The sequence below is a fragment of the Streptomyces sp. cg40 genome, assembly GCF_050320165.1.
Lineage (GTDB): Bacteria > Actinomycetota > Actinomycetes > Streptomycetales > Streptomycetaceae > Streptomyces > Streptomyces hokutonensis.
Window position 1 is genome coordinate 7,010,228 of sequence record NZ_CP190128.1, and the last position, 18,982, is coordinate 7,029,209.

At 69.7% G+C, this 18,982-nt stretch carries 16 protein-coding genes; 10 read left to right on the forward strand and 6 right to left on the reverse strand.

What is annotated here, in order from left to right; translation table 11 throughout:
* The gene (locus ACQHII_RS31545) at positions 1-747 is read left to right on the forward strand and encodes a hypothetical protein (protein WP_427922454.1); all 747 of its coding nucleotides are present in this window, start codon (positions 1-3) and stop codon (positions 745-747) included.
* Positions 748-802: 55 nt separating this feature from the next.
* Here the strand turns inward: ACQHII_RS31545 and ACQHII_RS31550 are convergent, their stop codons facing one another.
* Positions 803-4,096, reverse strand: coding sequence for a S8 family serine peptidase (locus tag ACQHII_RS31550; protein WP_427922455.1), 3,294 nt, complete (start codon positions 4,094-4,096; stop codon positions 803-805).
* Positions 4,097-4,225: 129 nt separating this feature from the next.
* Entirely contained in the window at positions 4,226-4,768 is a 543-nt protein-coding gene (locus tag ACQHII_RS31555; protein WP_427922456.1) for a CGNR zinc finger domain-containing protein, read from the reverse strand.
* A 108-nt stretch (positions 4,769-4,876) separates the two neighbouring features.
* Here ACQHII_RS31555 and ACQHII_RS31560 point away from each other — a divergent pair, with 108 nt between their 5' ends.
* The 6 genes from ACQHII_RS31560 to ACQHII_RS31585 all read left to right on the forward strand — a co-directional run bounded on the left by ACQHII_RS31560 (position 4,877) and on the right by ACQHII_RS31585 (position 11,184).
* The gene (locus ACQHII_RS31560; protein ID WP_427922457.1) at positions 4,877-5,326 is read left to right on the forward strand and encodes a VOC family protein; all 450 of its coding nucleotides are present in this window, start codon (positions 4,877-4,879) and stop codon (positions 5,324-5,326) included.
* 11 nt (positions 5,327-5,337) lie between these two features.
* Positions 5,338-6,228 (forward strand): pyridoxamine 5'-phosphate oxidase family protein, encoded by an 891-nt coding sequence (locus ACQHII_RS31565; RefSeq protein WP_427925451.1) that lies wholly within the window; start codon positions 5,338-5,340, stop codon positions 6,226-6,228.
* A 100-nt stretch (positions 6,229-6,328) separates the two neighbouring features.
* Positions 6,329-6,787: an NUDIX hydrolase gene (locus ACQHII_RS31570; RefSeq protein ID WP_427922458.1), complete on the forward strand. Its 459-nt coding sequence runs from the start codon at positions 6,329-6,331 to the stop codon at positions 6,785-6,787.
* Between the two features lie 252 nt (positions 6,788-7,039).
* Positions 7,040-8,815 carry a TIGR03767 family metallophosphoesterase gene (locus ACQHII_RS31575; RefSeq protein WP_427922459.1) on the forward strand — a complete coding sequence of 592 codons (1,776 nt, stop codon included), beginning with the start codon at positions 7,040-7,042 and terminating at the stop codon, positions 8,813-8,815.
* Positions 8,816-8,931: 116 nt separating this feature from the next.
* Positions 8,932-10,071 (forward strand): serine hydrolase domain-containing protein, encoded by a 1,140-nt coding sequence (locus ACQHII_RS31580; protein WP_427922460.1) that lies wholly within the window; start codon positions 8,932-8,934, stop codon positions 10,069-10,071.
* A gap of 84 nt (positions 10,072-10,155) precedes the next feature.
* The gene (locus ACQHII_RS31585; RefSeq protein ID WP_427922461.1) at positions 10,156-11,184 is read left to right on the forward strand and encodes an aldo/keto reductase; all 1,029 of its coding nucleotides are present in this window, start codon (positions 10,156-10,158) and stop codon (positions 11,182-11,184) included.
* 7 nt (positions 11,185-11,191) lie between these two features.
* Here the strand turns inward: ACQHII_RS31585 and ACQHII_RS31590 are convergent, their stop codons facing one another.
* Together ACQHII_RS31590 and ACQHII_RS31595 are read right to left on the reverse strand one after the other, a co-directional pair.
* Positions 11,192-11,404, reverse strand: a complete 213-nt coding sequence (locus ACQHII_RS31590; RefSeq protein WP_427922462.1) for a DUF397 domain-containing protein — start codon at positions 11,402-11,404, stop codon at positions 11,192-11,194.
* Between the two features lie 4 nt (positions 11,405-11,408).
* Positions 11,409-12,284 carry a helix-turn-helix domain-containing protein gene (locus ACQHII_RS31595; RefSeq protein WP_427922463.1) on the reverse strand — a complete coding sequence of 292 codons (876 nt, stop codon included), beginning with the start codon at positions 12,282-12,284 and terminating at the stop codon, positions 11,409-11,411.
* A gap of 236 nt (positions 12,285-12,520) precedes the next feature.
* Between ACQHII_RS31595 and ACQHII_RS31600 the strand changes: the two genes are divergently transcribed.
* Positions 12,521-12,883, forward strand: coding sequence for an ATP-binding protein (locus ACQHII_RS31600; protein WP_427922464.1), 363 nt, complete (start codon positions 12,521-12,523; stop codon positions 12,881-12,883).
* A gap of 154 nt (positions 12,884-13,037) precedes the next feature.
* On the forward strand, positions 13,038-14,243 hold the full coding sequence (locus ACQHII_RS31605; RefSeq protein ID WP_427925452.1) for a glycosyltransferase: 1,206 nt from the start codon (positions 13,038-13,040) through the stop codon (positions 14,241-14,243).
* Positions 14,244-14,316: 73 nt separating this feature from the next.
* Here ACQHII_RS31605 and ACQHII_RS31610 read toward each other — a convergent pair whose 3' ends face one another.
* Positions 14,317-15,354: a hypothetical protein gene (locus ACQHII_RS31610; RefSeq protein ID WP_427922465.1), complete on the reverse strand. Its 1,038-nt coding sequence runs from the start codon at positions 15,352-15,354 to the stop codon at positions 14,317-14,319.
* A 230-nt stretch (positions 15,355-15,584) separates the two neighbouring features.
* Entirely contained in the window at positions 15,585-18,182 is a 2,598-nt protein-coding gene (gene pepN / locus ACQHII_RS31615; RefSeq protein WP_427922466.1) for an aminopeptidase N, read from the reverse strand.
* Between the two features lie 148 nt (positions 18,183-18,330).
* Here pepN and ACQHII_RS31620 point away from each other — a divergent pair, with 148 nt between their 5' ends.
* A complete protein-coding gene (locus ACQHII_RS31620; RefSeq protein ID WP_427922467.1) occupies positions 18,331-18,981 on the forward strand; it encodes a disulfide bond formation protein DsbA in 651 nt (216 codons plus the stop codon).
* Position 18,982 lies beyond the last annotated feature (1 nt).

Sequence of the window (18,982 nt, forward strand, 5' to 3'; positions counted from 1 at the left end):
GTGGCCACGCAGAACGAGGAGTACGACGGCGTGGACGCGCTGATGGCCGCGATCACGGGCGAGCCGGTGCCGGAAGCGGCCCGCGCGGACGCCGCCTACCGTGCCGAGCACCGGGCCGCCACGGCCGATGTGGCGCTGCTGCGCGAGCAGTTGGGGATCATCGGGGAGGCCCTGGCCGCGGAGGAGCCCGTGCCCGAGGCGCGCGGCACGCTCACGGCGCGACCGCGACGCCGTCCGGCCCTGCGCGCCCTCGCCTACGGCACGCTCGCGATGGCGGTGGTGATCGGGATGATCACCGGGCTCGCCTGGCTGGTCGCGCACAACGGGGGCGCGGACTCCGCTTCGAGCAGCAGCGCGGACTCCGGGTCCAAGGTGGCGGGCGGCTCCGGCGGGGGCTCCAGTGCCCCGGGCCCGTTGTCGGACCCGGAGCTGTACGTCGCCTGCTCCAGCCTCCTCGTCGAGGGGACCGTGACGAACGTACAGCCGGGTTCGGACCCGCGGAAACGGATCACGGTCGCCGTCACCCGCTCCTACCGGCCCGCGCACGGCCCGGCCGATGTCACGGTCGTGCTGCCCGCCGGGGCGAGCCCGGCGCCGCGCCAGGGGCAGCATGTGCTGGTCGGCGTCCCGAAGGGCGCGCACACGGCGAACCTCTGGGTCGTCGGCGAGGACGCCGTCGCCGCGGACCGCGCCGCGATCGTGGACGCCCTGAGCCATGGCGGTACGGTCACCTGCCCGGCCGCCTGACAGCGAGAAGGGCGGGCGCCCGCACGGACGCCCGCCCCGTCTGTCGCACGTCGTGCTACGACGTGACCTTCTCGATCTTCACGCTGCCCAGGCCCGCGACCGTGCCGTGGGCGTTGACCAGCTGGACCCGGCCGAAGAACTCACGGCCCGCCGGAGCCGCCGCCAGGGCGGTGACGCTGCCGGAGACGGTCGCCGAGGCGCCCGTCGCGAGCTTGACCGGCGTCGAGTCGTCGACGGTGACCGTGCCGAGCGCGGCCGAGTAGAACACGTCCAGGTAGTCGTACGCGGTCGACCCGGACGGCACCGAGTAGCCCGCGACCTCGATCGTGTAGGTCCCGGCGGCCGGGTTGGCGATCGAGACCGCCTCCTCCGAGTCGCCGTCGGCGGACTGGCCGACGACCGTACCGGCGGCGTTCTTCACCGTCAGGTCCAGGTCCGCCGCCGTGTCCGAGACGTTGCCGATGGACACGTCCAGGGAGGTGGCGCCGGCGGGGACGTCGACCGTGGTGGTCTGCGTGACGCCCTCGGTGATGGTGGGCCGCGCGGTCAGCGAGGAACCGAGCGGGCCGCCCGTCAGCGTGCCGTCCAGCGCCGCGTACTTGTTGGTCACCTTCCACGAGGCGGTGGCCGGGACGCCGACCTTGGCCTCGGGCACGGTCACGGTCTCCGGGTCGAAGACCGCGCCGAGGACGGTGGCGTCCAGCTTGTACGGGTTGTCGAGCAGCGGCGAGGTGCGGCGCGCCTCGACCTCGATCTCCCAGACACCGGCCTGCGGGTCGGCGTACGAGCGCACGTCGGGCTTGCAGCCGTTGCCGTCGAGGTAGTTGTTGTAGCAGTACGGGGTGCCCGTGTTCTCGACCGGAACGCCGTACGGGTGGATCGAGATGAACCGCGTCTGGCTCTTGTCCTTCAGCCCGCCGATCGCGACCTCGAAGGCCTTGGCGCCCTCGGGGACGGTCACGAAGTACGACTGCGTGCTGTTGCGCTGCACCGAACTCGACTTGGAGAAGGTGTAGTTGACGGGAGTCGAGACCACGACCGTCGCCAGGATCTGCTTGTCGACGCCCTCGGTCCTCGGGTCGTCGACCTCAAGGATCGCGCTCTTGATGCCCGAACTCTTCGGCGCCGCCTGCACCTTGACGGTCACCGGCTGGTTCAGCGGCAGCTTGACCTCGTCGGAGCCGACGATCCGGAAGGTGCCGCCGGCGTTGTTCGCGATGCTCAGCTCGTGCCGAACCGCCTTGTCCGCGCCGGTGGTTCGCGTGATGACGACGTCGTACGTCTTCTTCGCGCCGGCCTTGAGGCCGCCCTCGCGGTCGTAGAGTCCCGTGCCGAAGCCCGGGGTCTTCAGCGCGTAGTCGATCGCGGTGTCGACGGGGGCCTTCACCGTGTACTCGTGGGCGGTGGCGCCGTCCCTGATGGACTGCCACGCGTCCACGATGTCGATGCTGCCCGCGCCCTCCTCGTAGGCCTGAACGCCCTTGATGTGATGGGCCGTTGAGGTCAGCGCGGTGCGCAGGGTCGCCGGGGTGAGGGCGATGTGCCTCTGCTTGGCGGCGCTCAGCAGCAGCGCCGAGGCGCCCGCGGCCTGCGGGGAGGCCATCGAGGTGCCCTGGAGCATCGAGTAGCCGGCCGGCAGGGTGTAGCCCGCCTCGGCGACCGGGGAGCCCGGCAGCCAGGTCTGGGTGGAGTTGATCGAGGCACCGGGCGCGACGAGCGTCGGCGTGAAGCCGCCGTCCTCACGCGGGCCGCGCGAGGAGAACGGCAGCAGCTGGTACTTCTTCTCCACCTGGGAGCCGTAGTTGGAGGCCCAGGTCTCCTTGGAGATGGCCGCGCCGACCGAGATCACCTTGTCGGCCAGGCCGGGGTCGCCGATCGTGTTGGCGCCCGGACCGGAGTTGCCGGCCGAGATCACGAGCTGCACGCCGTAGGTGTCGATGAGCCGCGTGTACAGCTCGGCGCGCGCGTTGTTGCCGTCGTTCAGCGCGGGCAGGCCGCCGATCGACATGTTGACGATGTCGACACCGCGGTTCGCGACGAGGTCGATCATGCCCTCGGTGAGCGCCACGTTGGTGCAGCCGCCGGTCCAGGTGCAGGCACGGGACGACACGATCTTCGCGCCGGGGGCCGCGCCGTTCATCCTGCCGCCGAACAGGCCGTTGGCCGCGGTGATGCCGGCGACGTGGGTGCCGTGCTCGGACTCGATGACGCCGATGTTGACGAAGTCGGCGGTCTTGCCGACCCACGACCCGCCGTACGGGTCCATGGGTACGTCCTTGCGGATCTGCACCACGAACGGCTGCCGCTCGACGACGTCCGTCGCCGGGTTGTCGGTACCGAAGTAGCCGATCTGGTACCCGTCCTTGTACGGCTTCATCGGCGTGTCGTCGCCGAAGTCGTGGTTGTTGTTCAGGTCGACCGTCACCGTGCCGGCCGCCGGGTCGTAGAGCACGCCCCACGAGTCGGTGGTGTCACCGTCCCGGTTCGCGTCGCCCGCCGCGTCACCGCCGGTGGTGTACGACTCCCTGAACGTGCTGATCTCGTACGACCCCGCCGGCGCCGTCCACGTCGAGCCGCCGTAGGTGAAGGTCGGGCCGGACACGGCGGTCACCATCGGGCGCCAGGTCTGGTCGCTGTCGACGATCGGGTCGGTCGAGGTGACCCAGTCGACGATCTTGCGCTCGCCGGTGGTGGTCTTCTGGAGCGCCGGGTGGCCGAGGTCGACGCCGGAGTCGAGGATGCCGATGGTGATGCCCCGGCCGTCCGCCTTCGGGTTCTTCTTCACGAAGTCGACGGCGCCCGTCTCGAAGGACGGGTTGTACGGGTTCTCGGCGGGAGTGGTCTTGCCCGGCCCCGAGTAGGTGACGGTCTTCGTCGCCTTGGCGGCGCCCTTCGCGGTGTCCGCGCTCGGGGTCGGGTCGTCGAGCGCGATCTCCTGGCGCAGGTCGATCGCGTGCACGGAGGACAGCTTCGCGGCGGCGGCGATGGCCGAATCGGCCCTGCCCGTCGGGACGGTGGCGCGGACGTAGCCGAGCTTGTCGTAAGTACGGCCCACCGAGCCGCCCTTGACCGCGTCCAGCTGGTCGGCGACCTGCTCGGTCTGGCCCGGGGCGGTCGCGATCATCATCGTGACGTTCTTGTCGCCGTCGGCCTTGGCCGCGGCGAGCAGATCGGCGTCGTCCGAACCGAGCTTGGCGGCAGCGGACTTGACGGTGCCGTCCGTGGGCGCGGTGGTGGACGGGGCGTCGGCGGAGAAGGCCATGGGTATCGGCCCGGCCGCGGACAGCGCGGCGACGAGACCGGCGGCCGCGGTTATTCGGGCCACGCGTCTCTTGGGGGTGAGGGTCATCGGCATCCCTTTTAGGTGAAGAATCCAGTGCCGGACGAGCGCACAGCTTTACCCAAGGGACAGTTGTTTGGGAAGTGTTGACCGAAACGATATGGACGTATGGGGAAAACCCCCTATTGGGAGGGGGGTTCAGGACTCCTTGACGCGCGTGTAGTGGCGGGACGCCTTCGCGCGGTTGCCGCAGGCCGCCATCGAGCACCAGCGGCGGGTGCCGTTCCTCGACGTGTCGTAGAAGTGCAGGATGCACGCCTCGTGCGCGCAGCGGCGGATGCGGTCGGGGGCGGCGGTGAGCAACTCCAGGTAGTTGCGGGCGGCGAGCCAGCCGGGACCCCATCGGGGGTCGTCGAACTCGGGGATCTCGCCGGGGCCGTCGGCGGTGAGCGTGGGCCGGATCCGCCCCTGGTCGAGGACGAGGTCGAGGTTCTCCGCGCCTTGGGCGAGGGAACCGTCCACCACCGCGTGGAGCGCGTCGCGCGCGATCTTGGTGTGCGCCAGGGTGATCGGGTTCGCCTCGAACCGCTCGCCGAGCCCGGCCGAGCCGAGCCATACGGCGAGCCCGCGGGGGCCGGAGAGCAGATCCTGCACGACCCCGTCCTTCATCCACCGCGTGTTGAGCAGATCTAGCGCGAGGGGTTCGCCGAGGAGCGGGCGGGGGTCGGGGGTGGTGGTCACGGAGGTGTCCCTTCTGATCTAACCGGTCAAGAGTACGTGACCGGTTGACCCTCTCGATTCTAACCACTAACGTCATCGACAACGGTTAGATCAGAGGAGGGCTTTTCCATGACCCTGCACGCCGGCCACATCGGCCTCAACGTCACCGACCTCGACCGCTCGCTCGCCTTCTACCGTGACGTCCTCGGCTTCGCGGTACTCGCCGAGGGCAAGGAGGACGGCGACCGCCGGTACGCGTTCCTCGGCGACGGCGGCGACCACCCCGTCCTCACCCTCTGGCAGCAGGCGCAGAGCCCGTACGGCGGCGACCGCGCCGGCCTCCACCACCTCGCCTTCGCGGCCGACTCGATCGAACAGGTCGAGCGCTACGAGGCGGCACTCAAGGCCTACGGCGCCGACTTCGCGTACGAGGGCGTGGTCGCCCACCGCGAGGGCGCGGCCTCCGGCGGCGTCTTCTTCCACGACCCGGACGGCACCCGTCTGGAGATCTCCGTGCCGACCGGCGCCGAACACGCCCCGGCCCCGCACGCGGAAGCCCCGACCTGCGGCTTCTTCTAGCCATGGCCGCCATGCGGACGTACCACGCGGGCTCCCGAGCCGTGCAGGACCGGGCGGGAGTGCGGGACATCGCCGACCACGTCGGCCAGATCATCGGCCAGGGCATCAAGCCCGTGGCCGCCGCCTTCCTCGAACTCCAGCCCCTCCTCATCCTGGGCGCCGCCGACCCGGCGACGGACCGCGTCTGGGCCTCCCCGCTCACCGGCCCACCCGGTTTCGTACGAGCGACGGGCCCCCACCAGATCTCGGTGACCGGCGGCCCGCGCCCCGCCGACCCCCTCACCCCGGCCCTCACCGACGCCCGGGACCTGCCGGTCGGCACGATCGCCCTCGACCCCCGCACCCGCCGCCGTATGCGAGTCGACGGCCGACTCCGCACCACGGCAAGGGGGTTCACGATTGCGGCGGAGCGGGTGTTCTCCAACTGCCCCAAGTGCATCCAGCGGAGAGAGTCGTACGAGACACTCGCGGACCGAGTGCCGGCGCCCGTCCGGCACAGTGGCGAACTCACCTCCACCCAGGCCGAGTTCATCGCGGCGGCCGACACCTTCTTCCTGGCCACCGTCCACGACCACGGCGCCGACGCCAGCCACCGGGGCGGCAACCCCGGCTTCGTACATGCGATTTCACCCCACGAACTGACCTGGCCGGACTACCCCGGCAACGCCATGTTCCTGAGCCTGGGCAACCTCCTGACCGACCCCCGCGCAGGCCTCCTCTTCCTGGACTGGAACACGGGCACGACCCTCCAGCTAACCGGCGAGGCAAGGACGGAGTTCGGGGAGGAGGGGGAGCGCAGGGTCCGTTTCAATCTCGATGAGGTAGTCGAGAGCACCGCCGCGATTCCACTGCGCTGGTCGCCTCCCGAATACTCGCCTGCCAACCCCACACCTGCACGGTGAGTGCTTTCAGGGGCGCGGGGAACTGCGCGACCAGCCACGACGGCGCGTCAGTCGAAAAATCCACATGCGCCACCCCCAGCGAAGCACCTAGTTTCTCCGAGTGCGCAAGAAACTGAGGGTCGCCGCCTACGCCGTCTGCGTCCGCGACGGCCAACTCCTGCTCGCCCGTTCCCCCGCCGAGGGCGGAGGCCACGAGTGGGTGCTCCCCGGCGGCGGCATGGACCACGGCGAGCACCCCAACGACACGGTGGTCAGGGAACTGGAGGAGGAGACCGGCTACCACATCGAGGTCACCGGATTCCTCGGTATGGACTCGATCCACCACGTCATCCCGTGGAGCTACCGACGCAGGGTGGACCAGCACGGACTGCGGCTCGTGTACGAGGCCCGGATCGTCGGCGGCGAGCTCCGCGACGAGATCGGCGGCTCCACCGACATGGCCGCCTGGCACCCGCTGGACGACGTGCCGGACCTGCGCCGGGTCGCGTTGATCGACGTCGCACTGCGGCTGTGGCGCGAGCGGCCGGCCGTAGGGCGAGTCGAGCGCGTCCCGGAATAGCTTCAGTACCCCGGCAGATGAACGCTGAGTAGCCGCCTCCCGGCGGCTCGACGAGCGTTCACGAACGCACAGGGGGCGCCAAGATCCACGTACGGTGATCGGCGCTGCACGTTGCCGTCTCGTTTACGCGCAGGTCATCCCCGATGCCAAGCATCCAGTACGAGCGGGAAGTTCGCGACCGCGACCGAGAACCGGTCGACGCGAACACCCGCGACCACTGCCGACGCAGTTCGTACTCGGGGAGATCGCGCCATGTCGCGCACACGCTCTGTCGCCAGCTCCGCGCTGGGGGTCAACCGCCGTACCGTCCTCGCCGCCACCGCGGCCGTGTCCGTCTCCGCGGGCGTGGGTTACGCCCTGCGGCCCACCGACAGCCAGGCCGCCACGACCGACGCCACCAACGCCTCCAACGCCGCCGCCGAGGCGCCCGTGGCCCAGTCCCGCAAGGCACCGGCCGCCCCCCTGGCCCCGTACACCAAGGGCACCACCCTCGCGACCGTCGCCGCCCCGCGCACCCACTCCGGCTACCGCCGCCTCGGCGACGGCGCCGGCTGGAAGCGCGTCGTGCGCGCCGACCTCGCCGCCGCCAAGTCCGGGCGCGCGGGCCGCCGTACGGCACTCGCGTCGTTCGTGCAGTTCACCGACCTGCACCTGATGGACAGCCAGCACCCGCTGCGCCTGGAGTACCTGCGCTCGACCGACAAGCACGCCTGGCGCCCGCACGAGGCGCTCACCGTGCAGGGTGGGATCTCGCTGGTCGAGCGGGTCAACGCGCTGCGCGGCGCCCCGGTGACCGGCTCCCCGCTGCACTTCGTGATGACCACCGGCGACAACACGGACAACAACGCCAAGTCCGAGCTGGAATGGTTCATGAAGATCATGAGCGGCGGCCGGTTCACCCCCAACACCGGTGACCCGCGCCACTACGAGGGCGTCCAGAACAGCGGTCTCAAGCTGTACTGGCAGCCCGACTCCACCGTGCGCGACGGCGACAAGCAGCTCGGCTTCCCGCACCTGGCGGGCTTCCTGGCCGCCGCGATCCGCGAGGTCCGCAGCCCCGGCCTCAACCTGCCCTGGTACTCGACGGTCGGCAACCACGACGCGCTCCCGCTGGGCTGCTTCGGCTCGCACGCGGACCCGTACCTCACCGAACTCGCCATCGGCGGCAAGAAGTTGATGACCGCGACGGCGGCCGAGGCGAAGAAGCTCCAGAACTCGATCAGGGACGCCAAGGACCCCAAGGGCAGCGGCTACCGCGACTTCCTCAAGGCGCACGCCCGCTCCGCCCGCTCGATCACGCCCGACGAGAAGCGCGCCCCCTACACCTCCGCCGAGTACCTCAAGGCCCACCTCGACCCGGCCTACCAGGGCCTTGGCCCGGTCGGCCACGGCTACTCCTCCGCGAACGTCGACGCGGGCACGCAGTACTACGCGTTCCGTATCGCCGACGACGTGATCGGCATCAGCCTCGACACCACGGACGCGGGCGGCCACTACGAAGGGTCCATCGGGGCAACGCAGTTGAGGTGGCTGGACAAGACGCTGCGCGACAACAAGGACTCGTACGCGGTGATCTTCAGCCACCACACCAGCAAGACGATGGACAACACCCGCCCCGACCCGGCGCACCCCACCGAGCGCCGCTACGAGGGCAACGCGGTCGTCTCCCTCCTCGGCAGCCACCCGAACGTGCTGGCCTGGGTCAACGGCCACATCCACCGCAACGTCATCACCCCGCACTCGGCGCCCGACGGCCGCAGCTTCTGGGAGATCTCCACCGCCTCGCACGTCGACTACCCCCAACTCGCCCGGGTCATCGAGCTGGTGGACAACAAGGACGGCACGCTGTCCCTCTTCACCACGCTCATCGAGTCCGCGGCCCCGCACCGCACCGACTTCTCCGACCTCACCCAGACAGGCCTCGCGGCCCTCTACCGCGAACTGTCCTACAACGCGCCGGGATCCAGCACGGTCCTGGGCGGCGACGCCAAGGACCGCAACACCGAGCTGATCCTCAAGAAGGGCTGAGCCGTGCAGAACGGCTGAAACTCACTCAACTGGCGTACAGCGGAGCAACCTTCACTCCGGGCCACCGTGTCCCTCCCCCCGACCGAGCCGAACCGGGCTCGACGAAGGGGGAAGACATGGCAGTTCGTGCGGTAGTGATGGGTGCGACGGCGGTGGCGCTGTCGGTCGCACTGGCGGGACCCGCGCTGGCGGCGGAGCTCGCGGGCAAGGACCACACGGCGACCCGGGAGGCACTCCGGGCGGCCGTGCGGGACGGCGTACCCGGCGTCACGGCCACCGTGCGGGACGGCGGCACCACCTGGTCGACGACGGCGGGAGTCGGCAACCTCCGTACCGGGGCCCCGCGTTCGGCCGACGACCGCTACCGGATCGGCAGCATCACCAAGGCCTTCGTGTCGACGGTGCTGCTCCAACTGGAGGCGGAGGGCCGCCTGTCGCTCGACGACACGGTGGAGAAATGGCTGCCGGGCGTGGTCCACGGCAACGGCAACGACGGCGCGCACATCACCGTCCGCCAGCTCCTGAACCACACCAGCGGCATCTTCAACTACACGGAGGACGACGGCTTCGGCCGCGCGTACTTCACCAAGGACGGCTTCTTCCGGCACCGTTACGACACGAAGACCCCGGCCGACCTGGTGGCGATCGCCATGTCCCACAAGCCGGACTTCGCGCCGGGCACGTCGTGGCACTACTCCAACACGAACTACGTGATCGCCGGCATGGTCGTCCAGAAGGTCACCGGCCACTCGTACGCGACGGAGATCCGCGACCGCATCATCAACCCCCTGCACCTGAGGGCGACTTCACTCCCCGGCACGAAGGTGACGATGCCGAGCCCGAGCAGCCACGCGTACAGCAAGCTGGCGGAGGAGACGACGGGCCCGACGTACGACGTCACGAAACTGAACCCGTCCATCGCCTCCTCGGCGGGCGAGATGATCTCCGACTCCGCAGACCTGGACCGCTTCTACGGCGCGCTGCTGGGCGGAAAGCTCCTCCCGGCCAAGCAGCTCAAGGAGATGCAGACGACGGTACCGGCGGGCGACAGCCCGACCACCCGCTACGGCCTCGGCATCTCCGACATCAAGCTGCCCTGCGGTGTCCATCTCTGGGGCCACGACGGCGGTATCCACGGCTCGTCCTCGGCGGTGGTGGCGACACCGGACGGCCGCCACTCACTGGCGTTCAACTTCAACGGCGACTGGTCGGGGGACGCGGGGGCGGTGGTGGTGGGGGAGTTCTGCGGCAAGTAGGGCTTGGCTTGCACAAGCGGAACAGCGTTCCGTATGGTTGTTCCGGAACGCTGTTCCGCTTGCCTGCCTTTCCCGAGGAGAGCCATGCATTACCGCACACTGGGCCGCACCGGTATCAAGGTCAGCCCCTACTGCCTGGGCGCGATGATGTTCGGCGCCGACGGCAATCCCGACCACGACGAGTCTGTCCGAATCATCCACAGGGCGCTGGACGCGGGCATCAACTTCGTGGACACCGCCGACTTCTACGGGCGCGGCGAGTCCGAGGAGATCGTCGGCAAGGCCCTGAAGGGCCGCCGCGACGACGTCGTACTGGCCACGAAGGCACATCTCCCGATGGGCGACGATCCCAACGAGCGCGGAAATTCGAGGCGTTGGCTGGTGCGGGCGCTGGAGAACTCCCTCCGCCGCCTGGGCACCGACCACGTCGACCTGTTCCAGATCCACCGCCCCGACCCGGACACGGACATCGAGGAAACCCTCTCCGCCCTCACCGACCTGGTGCGCGCGGGCAAGGTGCGGGCGGTCGGCACGTCCTCCTTCCCCGCGTCGGACATCGTCGAGGCGCAGTGGGTCGCGGAGCGCCGCAACCTGACCCGCTTCCGCACGGAGCAACCGACGTACTCGATCCTCAACCGGGGCATCGAGCGCGAAGTCCTCCCCGTCTGCGAGCGCTACGGCATGGGCACGCTGGTCTACAGCCCCCTGGCGGGCGGTCAGCTCACGGGCCGCTACCGCAAGGGCCGGGCCGTCGACACCCGCCGGGCCGCCTACGGCTTCAAGTACCTCGGCGACGAGCGCCGGCTCGACGTCGTGGAGCGGCTGATCACCCTCGCCGAGAAGGCGGACCTGTCGCCGACCCACCTGGCCATGGCCTTCGCGATCGCCCACCCCGGCGTCACCTCGGCGATCATCGGCCCCCGCACGATGGCCCACCTGGACGACCTGCTCGCCGGCGCGGACACCGTCCTCCCGGACGAACTCCTCGACGAGATAGACGAGTTGGTCCCGCCCGGCACGGATGTCGGCACCCTCGACATGGCGTACGCCCCGCCGGCCCTCCAGCACACGGCACTGCGCAGGCGGGCACTTGAGGAACGTACGGCGGCTTGACCTGTCGTCAGCCGCGTGAGTCCGTCTCGCGGAGGTGGGAGAGGAAGGGCACCCATGCCGTTGCGGGGAGGAGCAGGGCGGGGCCGGTGGGGTTGTTCTTGGAGTCGCGGACCGCTATGGCGGTGGGGGTGGGGCGGGCGGCTTCGATGCAGTTCTGGCCCGTGCCGTCGCTGTAGGACGACTTGAACCAGGCGTGGTCGGGGGCGATTTCGGCGTTCATGGGACTACAGCTCGCTTTCTAGCCGGTGCAGGAAGTCCGGTGTGTCTTCGGGAGGCAATGCCGATGCTGTCATGGCGTCGAACCGGCGGATAAATCGGTCGACTTCACGGCGCTTGTCCGAGGTGTGGGTCGCGCCCCAGGCGCTGTCGATCTGGACCCTCGGCGGGAGGTCGTCCCCGAGGTCGAGGATCGCGAAGTCGTTCGTCGAGCGGTAACCGGCTCTGAACGGCAGGATCTGGATGGCGATGTGGTCCCAGGACGACATCGTCACGAGTTTCTCGAACTGGTCGCGTTGCACCTCGGCACCTCCCACCGGGTAGCGCAGGGCGGCCTCACCGAGGATGACGCGAAGCTTGACGGGGTCTTCCCTGGTGAGCACTTCTTGGCGCCTCATCCGCAACTCCACGCTACTGCGCACGAACTCGGAGGTGTTCTCCTCGACCGGCTTGTGTGCTTCGAGGAGCGCGCGTGCGTAGGCCTCGGTCTGCAACAGGCCGTACACCAGGGTCGGGTGGTACGCCCGCATGCTGCGCGCCTCCGGTTCGAGCCCCACGAATGTCGGCATCCCGGTCGGCATGGGGAACTGGGTGAGCCAATCCCGTTGCCCGGACTCCCGGTTGAGGTTGGTCAGCGACTCGATGACGTCCTCGTCGGTGACGCCGTACTTGTCCAGCAGCTTCCTCAGATCGCCGACGTTCCGGAAGTTCAGGGCGCCGGTCTCGATCCGCAGCAGTGTCGCTTCGGAGATGCGCAGTCCCTGTACCGCCTGTTTCCGAGTGAAGCCGCCTCCACGGTCGCCCAGACCGCATCCTTCACGTAACTGGCGGAGCTGAAGGCCAAGTTCGAGTCGCTGGCCGGTCCGCCCGCGCTTTGCCGCCATGTGCATCATCCCTGTGGCGTTGTACGTGTCGCCTGTTCAGGCATGCCGAGTGTGGCATGGCGTATGCAAGCCGTGCAGGCACTTGTGCAGATCCGGGCATAGTCCAATTCAGACTTCCCTGAAATTTCTGGGGAGTTTCGATTGCAGCTCGATGTGCAGTCTCGCCACGGTAGTCGGGTACCTCAAGCCCGAAAGGAACCCCCATGCCCACCCCCGACTGGTCAATGAGCTACCCCATGACCCCGCGGAGCGTCCGCCTCGCCCGTCTCCACACCCGCCGTCGCCTCACCCTCTGGAACTGGCCCGGTGACATCGAGGACGCCGTCCTCGTCACTTCCGAGCTCGTCGCGAACGCGGTACGTCACGGGCGGCTCCCCGGACACGAGGTCTGGCTTCGGGTCGCCGTGGACGAAGACGAGAAATCCGCGCTGACGATCGACGTGTCGGACCCGGTGCTGGAGTTTCCCGTGGTCAACCAGACCCCCAGCGGGGAGAGTGGACGCGGACTTCTGGTCGTTTCCGGGGTGTCCGCGTCCCTCGACTGGTTTCTGCGCGGCGACATCGGCAAGACCGTCCGCGCCCGCCTCGCCACCAATTGACCCCGGGATAACCAACCGGACTCAGACATGAGACGCCCAGTTCATTCATGCGAAATGTCCGTGCCGCCTCATAACGGCTAACCCGCTGTTCACGGGGATGGCTCGATTCATACGCAAGGCGGGTGGTCGTGTGCGCGCTAGACACGAACTGCACGTGCTGTCGGTCTACGAGGGCTTCTTCTCCGGAGGAGCCCGGATCGTCCACAGCGACGTCGTTCTGGGACTGGTGGAGGGCGGACAGCATCATTCGGTGCTGAGCATCCACGGAGAAGTCCATCGGGAAGCGACCCGGCAGCCGATGGAGAACGACCCCTGCTATCAGCAGCTGACGGCGGCCGGTGTCGGGATCTCCACCCTCGGGCGCAGTCTCGGCGGTGGTGAGGGGCAGGTCAGTACCGGCTTCACCGGCCCGGAACTCGCCGACGCGGCCCGCGCCCTCGCCGACGCCGACGTCGTGCTGTCGCTCAAGGAACAGCCGCTCTCCCTGCTGAACCAGGGAGGCCTGCCGCGTCGGCCGGTCGTCGTGTGCCTGCACCGTTCGGACCCCGAACACCAGGGCGCCGCCCTCGACGAACTGAAGGCCGCCATCGCCGACGGCAAGGTCGTCGCCTGTGTCTGCTGCGCGGAGTCCACCCGCGACGCCTACCAGGCCGCAGGCATCCCGCCCGAGGTCCTCCACGTCATCCCGAACGGCGTCGATCTGCTGCGCTTCCGGCCCGACCCGGCCCGGCGGCTCGCCTTCCGCGCCTCCCTCGGGATTCCGGACACCGCCCCCGTCGTGGTGTTCGCCGCCCGCTACGCCACCATGAAGAACATCCCGCTCTTCCTCGCCGCCGCCCACGAGTGGCTACGACGCGAACCCGCCGGCCACGTCGTCATGTGCGGCACGGGCATGACCGACAACCAGCCCGCCCTCTCCGCCGACATCGACGCCGCCTTCGGAGGAGACCGAGACGAACTCGCCTCGCGGCTTCATCTGCTCGGCGTGCGGCGTGACATGGAGACCGTCTACGCCGGGTCCGACGTCGTCGCGCTGACGTCGTCCTTCGGCGAGGCCGCGCCCCTCTGCCTCATCGAGGGCATGATGTGCGGGGCCGTACCCGTCGCCACCGACATCGGCGACAGCGCGTCCATCGTCGCCGGGCACGGCATCATCACGCCTCCCGACCCGGACGCCGTCGCGTCGGCCTGGACCGAGGCGGTCATCGGCCGCGCGGAGTTCGCCAAGGCCCACGCCCGCAGCCGCGAACGCTTCAGCCGTACGCGCATGATCGCCTCCTACGCCGCCCTCCTCGACGGCCTCCACACCAGCCACACCACCACCAGCGCGACCCCGCCACCCCTCCCCGAACCCCTATGAGCACATGCGAGGAGGGACCACCGACCCCCCGGTGGCCCCTCCTCTCCCCTCCTGATGCCGCCCCGGTCCGTCACTACCGGGGCAGCACCACGACATACGCGGCCGGATCGCGGTCCGCCGCCGCCATCAGTGCCGTACGGACCACCGCCGCCTGCTGCTCAAGACCGTCACGGAGCTTCCTGGGGGTGATGTGGACGACCGTGATGCCGAGCCGTTCCAGGTGCTCGCGCTTGCGGGCGTACTCCGACCACAGGGCGTCCTCGTCCTGGCGGGGTGCGCGCGTGTCCAGCTCGACCGCCACCGCCTGCTCCGGCCAGTACGCGTCCAGGCCCCCCAGGTGCGGGCCGCCGGGCAGCCGCAGGTCGACGTTCCAGACCGGGTCGGGAAGGCCGTACTCGCTCACCATCCGGTAGAGGCGGTCCTCCGCGATCGCGCGGCCCTCGGCCAGCAGCGAGTCCACCGCGTCCACCACGTGCGGGCGGCTCAGCAGCTTCGCGTCGTTCAACTCCCGTACCACCGCAGCCGGTTCGCAGTGGCCGCCGCGTACCGCCTCGGTGAGCAGCCGGCGGACCGCGTTCGCGTCCGACAGCCCGGCCACCGCGTCCGCGACGGCCCGCGGCACCGGGGCGACCGGTACGCCCTTCACCTGCCGCGTGGCGGGGAGCGCCGGGGTGCGGAGGATGCGGGCGCAGCCCGTGGAGCGCAGCCGGCGCATCCGGGGGACCAGGACGTCGATCTGGTCGAGGGAGGCGAGCGGCCCGGCCGAGGTGAAGCCGTACAGGGCCAGCGCGGCGAGGCCGGTGACCATCGTCTCGCCGTACGTCGGCCGGTGCGGCTCCTCCGCGCCGGGCTGGACCGGGACACCCGCCGTCCGCTCCCGCGCCGCGTACGTCAGCACCGCGTGCAGCCGCTCCTCGCCGGTGGGCGGACCGGAGTGCAGCAGGACGACGCCGGGGAGGAGCTGCTGCCAGGGGCCGCCGGGACGGCACTGCTCGTTCACCTCGGCGGCCGGGACGCCGTGCGCACGGAGCTGAGCCGTCGTCAGAACCCGGCGGTGCACCTCGGAGAGGTGGCTGAGGGGGCGGGGGGAGAGCGGCGTGTTGTGGTTCATGCAACGGGGTTTTCCGCGCCGGATCCGCTCCCTAACCGCTGTTACACGCCCGTCGACAAATCCGGACGATGCGGTACTAAAGGACAGGCGTTCGGGTGCCGAGTAGGCGCCGAAAACCCCTGGTCCGGATGGGGTGGACCAGGGGTTACGGCTGCGATTACCTGTATTCAGTAACGGTCACGGAGAGGGCAATCACAGGCCAAGGATCAGCCCGTCAGCCCGTCAGCCCGTCAGTCCTGATCTCCCCGGCCCCCGTTGTCCGCCTCCTGCGCCCGCAGCGCCCGCGCCAGATCGTCCCGCGCCTCCAGCACCAGCCGCCGCAGCGCAGGCGCCGCGTCCTCGTGGGAGGCCAGCCACGCGTCCGTCGCGGCCAGCGTCGCCGGACCGTCCTCGGCGGTCGGGAACGCCGGGAACAGACCCCGCACCACATCCATCGCGATCTGGATCGACCGCTCCCGCCACACCCGCTCGATCGCCGCGAAGTACTTCTCCGTGTACGGCGCCAGCAGCTCCCGCTGCGACGGCTGCGCGAAGCCCGCGATGGTCGCCTCGACGAACGCGTTGGACAGCGCGTCCGACTCCACGACCTGCGCCCACGCCTGCGCCTTGACCGCCGCCGAGGGACGGGCCGCGAGACAGCGCACCTGGTGCCGCTTGCCGGACGCGGTGTCGTCCCGGGCCAGCTCGGCGGCCACCACGGACTCGTCCACGACCCCGTGCGCGGTCAGTGGCTCCAGGAACGCCCAGCGCAGCTCCTGGTCCACCACCAGACCGTCGATCTTCTCCGTACCGTCCAACAGGCCCTGCAACAGCGCCAGTTCCTCCGGAGCCGACGCCACCGACGCGTAGAAACGCGCCCAGGCCAGCTGCTGCTCACTGCCCGCCTCGGCGCCCCGCAGATCCCGCTCCGCGATGTGCGCCAGCAGCTTCGCGCCGGTCTCCCGCCACCACGGCGGCGAGTAGTTGACCAGCGCCGAGTTCGCCCACGCGTGCAGCATCTGAAGCACACCGATGTCGGTCTCCCGGCGCCCGAACTGCATCACCAGGTCGATGAAGTCCGGCGCGAGCAGCAGCGCGTCCCGCGTCATGTTCCACAGCGCCGACCAGCACAGCGCCCGCGCCATCGGATCGGTGAGCGAGCCGAGCCGGTCCCGCAGGGTCGCCAACGACACCGCGTCGAAACGGGTCTTGGCGTACGTGAGGTCCTCGTCGTTGACGAGCACCAGCTCCGGCGCGTCCGCACCCGCCAGCTCCACCACGACCGTCCGCGGACCGTCCACGTCCACCTCGGCCCGCTCGTAGCGGACGAGGCGCCTGTTCTCCGTCCGGTAGAGGCCGACGACCACCCGGTGCGGACGCAGGGAAGGGTGCGACCCGGCCGCCTCCTGAAGCACCGTCAGCTCGGCGATGCGCCCGCCCTCCACGTCCAACACCACCTGCGGAGTAAGCGAGTTGACCCCGGCCGTCTGAAGCCACGACCGCGACCAGGACGCCATGTCCCGGCCGCTCGTCTCCTCCAGCACCGACAACAGGTCACCGAGACGCGTGTTGCCGTACGCGTTCCGCTTGAAGTAGCGGCGCGCGCCCTCCAGGAACGCGTCCTGGCCGACGTACGCCACCAACTGCTTCAGTACGGAAGCCCCCTTGGCGTACGTGATCCCGTCGAAGTTGAGCTTCGCGTCCTGGAGGTCGCGGATGTCGGCGGTGATGGGGTGCGTGGAGGGCAGCTGGTCCGCGCGGTACGCCCACGCCTTGCGGCGGTTGGCGAAGCTGATCCACGCGTCGGTGAAACGGGTCGCGCCGACGCTCGCGAACACCCCCATGAAGTCCGCGAAGGACTCCTTCAGCCACAGGTCGTCCCACCACTCCATGGTGACCAGGTCGCCGAACCACATGTGCGCCATCTCGTGCAGGATCGTGTTCGCCCGCCCCGCGTACGACGCCTGCGTCACCTTCCCCCGGAAGATGTACTCCTCGCGGAAGGTGACAAGACCCGGGTTCTCCATCGCGCCGAGGTTGTACTCCGGCACGAACGCCTGGTCGTACTTCCCGAACGGATACGGGTAGTCGAAGTGGTCGTGGAAGAAGTCCAGCCCCTGCTTCGTCACCAGGAACACGTCGTCGGAGTCGAAGTACGGCGCCAGACCCTTGCGGCACATCGCGCCGAGCGGGATCTCCAGCGTCGTACCGTCGTCGAAGGTACGGGAGTAGGAGTCCGTGACGTAGTGGTACGGGCCCGCGAGGAACGCCGTGATGTACGTCGAGATCGGCTTCGTCTCCGCGAACCTCCATACGCCGTCGGCCAGTTCACCGGCGCCGTTGCTCCACACCGTCCAGCCCTCGGGCGCCCGCACCTCGAAACGGAACGGCGCCTTGAGGTCCGGCTGCTCGAAGTTGGCGAAGACCCGGCGCGAGTCGGCCGGCTCGTACTGGGTGTAGAGGTAGATCTCGCCGTCCTCGGGGTCGACGAAGCGGTGCATGCCCTCGCCGGTCCGGGAGTACGCGCACTGCGCGTCGACGATCAGCTCGTTCTCCGCGGCCAGGTCCTCCAGCTGGATCCGGGAGCCGTCGAAGACCTCGCCCGGGTCCAGGTCCCTGCCGTTGAGCGACACGGCCGTCACGGCCGGCGCGATCAGGTCCGCGAAGCTCGCCGCGCCCGGCTCGGCGCAGCGGAAGCGGAGCGTGGTGACGGAGCGGAACGTGCGGGGGCCCTCGCCCGTGTCGTCCCCCACGGCGGAACGCAGGTCGAGGGACACGTCGTACCCGTCGACGGACAGCAGTGCGGCCCGCTCCCGGGCCTCGTCGCGGGACAGATTCTCACCGGGCACGGGGCACTCCCTCGGATGGTCATCACTGGTGGACATCGCTGCATGGTCAGGGCCGATCCTGCCATGCGCCCCTGACCGCGGGCACCCGGGAATGAGGTGGCGAGGGGCGGTGTTGCGGTGGGGAAACGGCCGTATTCCGAGGAGCGCCATGTCTGAGACCGCCAAGACCCCCGTGGACTTCTGGTTCGACCCGCTGTGCCCGTGGGCCTGGATGACCTCCCGGTGGGTGCTCGAGGTCGAAAAGGTCCGCGACATCGAGGTCCGCTGGCACATCATGAGCCTGGCGGTGCTGAACGAGCCCAAGCTCGACGAGCTGCCCGAGGAGTACCGCGAGCTGCTCGCCACCAAGGCCTGGAAGCCGATCAAGGTGGTCACCGCCGTCTGGCAGAAGCACGGCTCGGACGCCCTCGGCCCCTTCTACACCGCGCTCGGCACCCGCATCCACAACAACGGCGAGGGCCCGACCGTCGAGGCGATCGCCGGCGCGCTCGCGGACGTCGGCCTGCCCGCCGACCTCATCGACTACGCCGACCAGGAGGACTTCGAGTTCGACGCCGAACTGCGCGCCTCCCACAAGGAGGGCATCGACAAGGTCGGCCAGGACGTCGGCACCCCCGTCATCGCCGTCCCCGGCCCCGACGGCGAGCAGATCGCCTTCTTCGGCCCGGTCGTCACCCCCGCCCCCAAGGGCGAGGAGGCCGCACGCCTGTGGGACGGGACTGTTGCGGTCGCGTCTGTTCCCGGGTTCTACGAGATCAAGCGGTCGCGTACGAAGGGGCCGGACTTCAGCAACCTGTAGG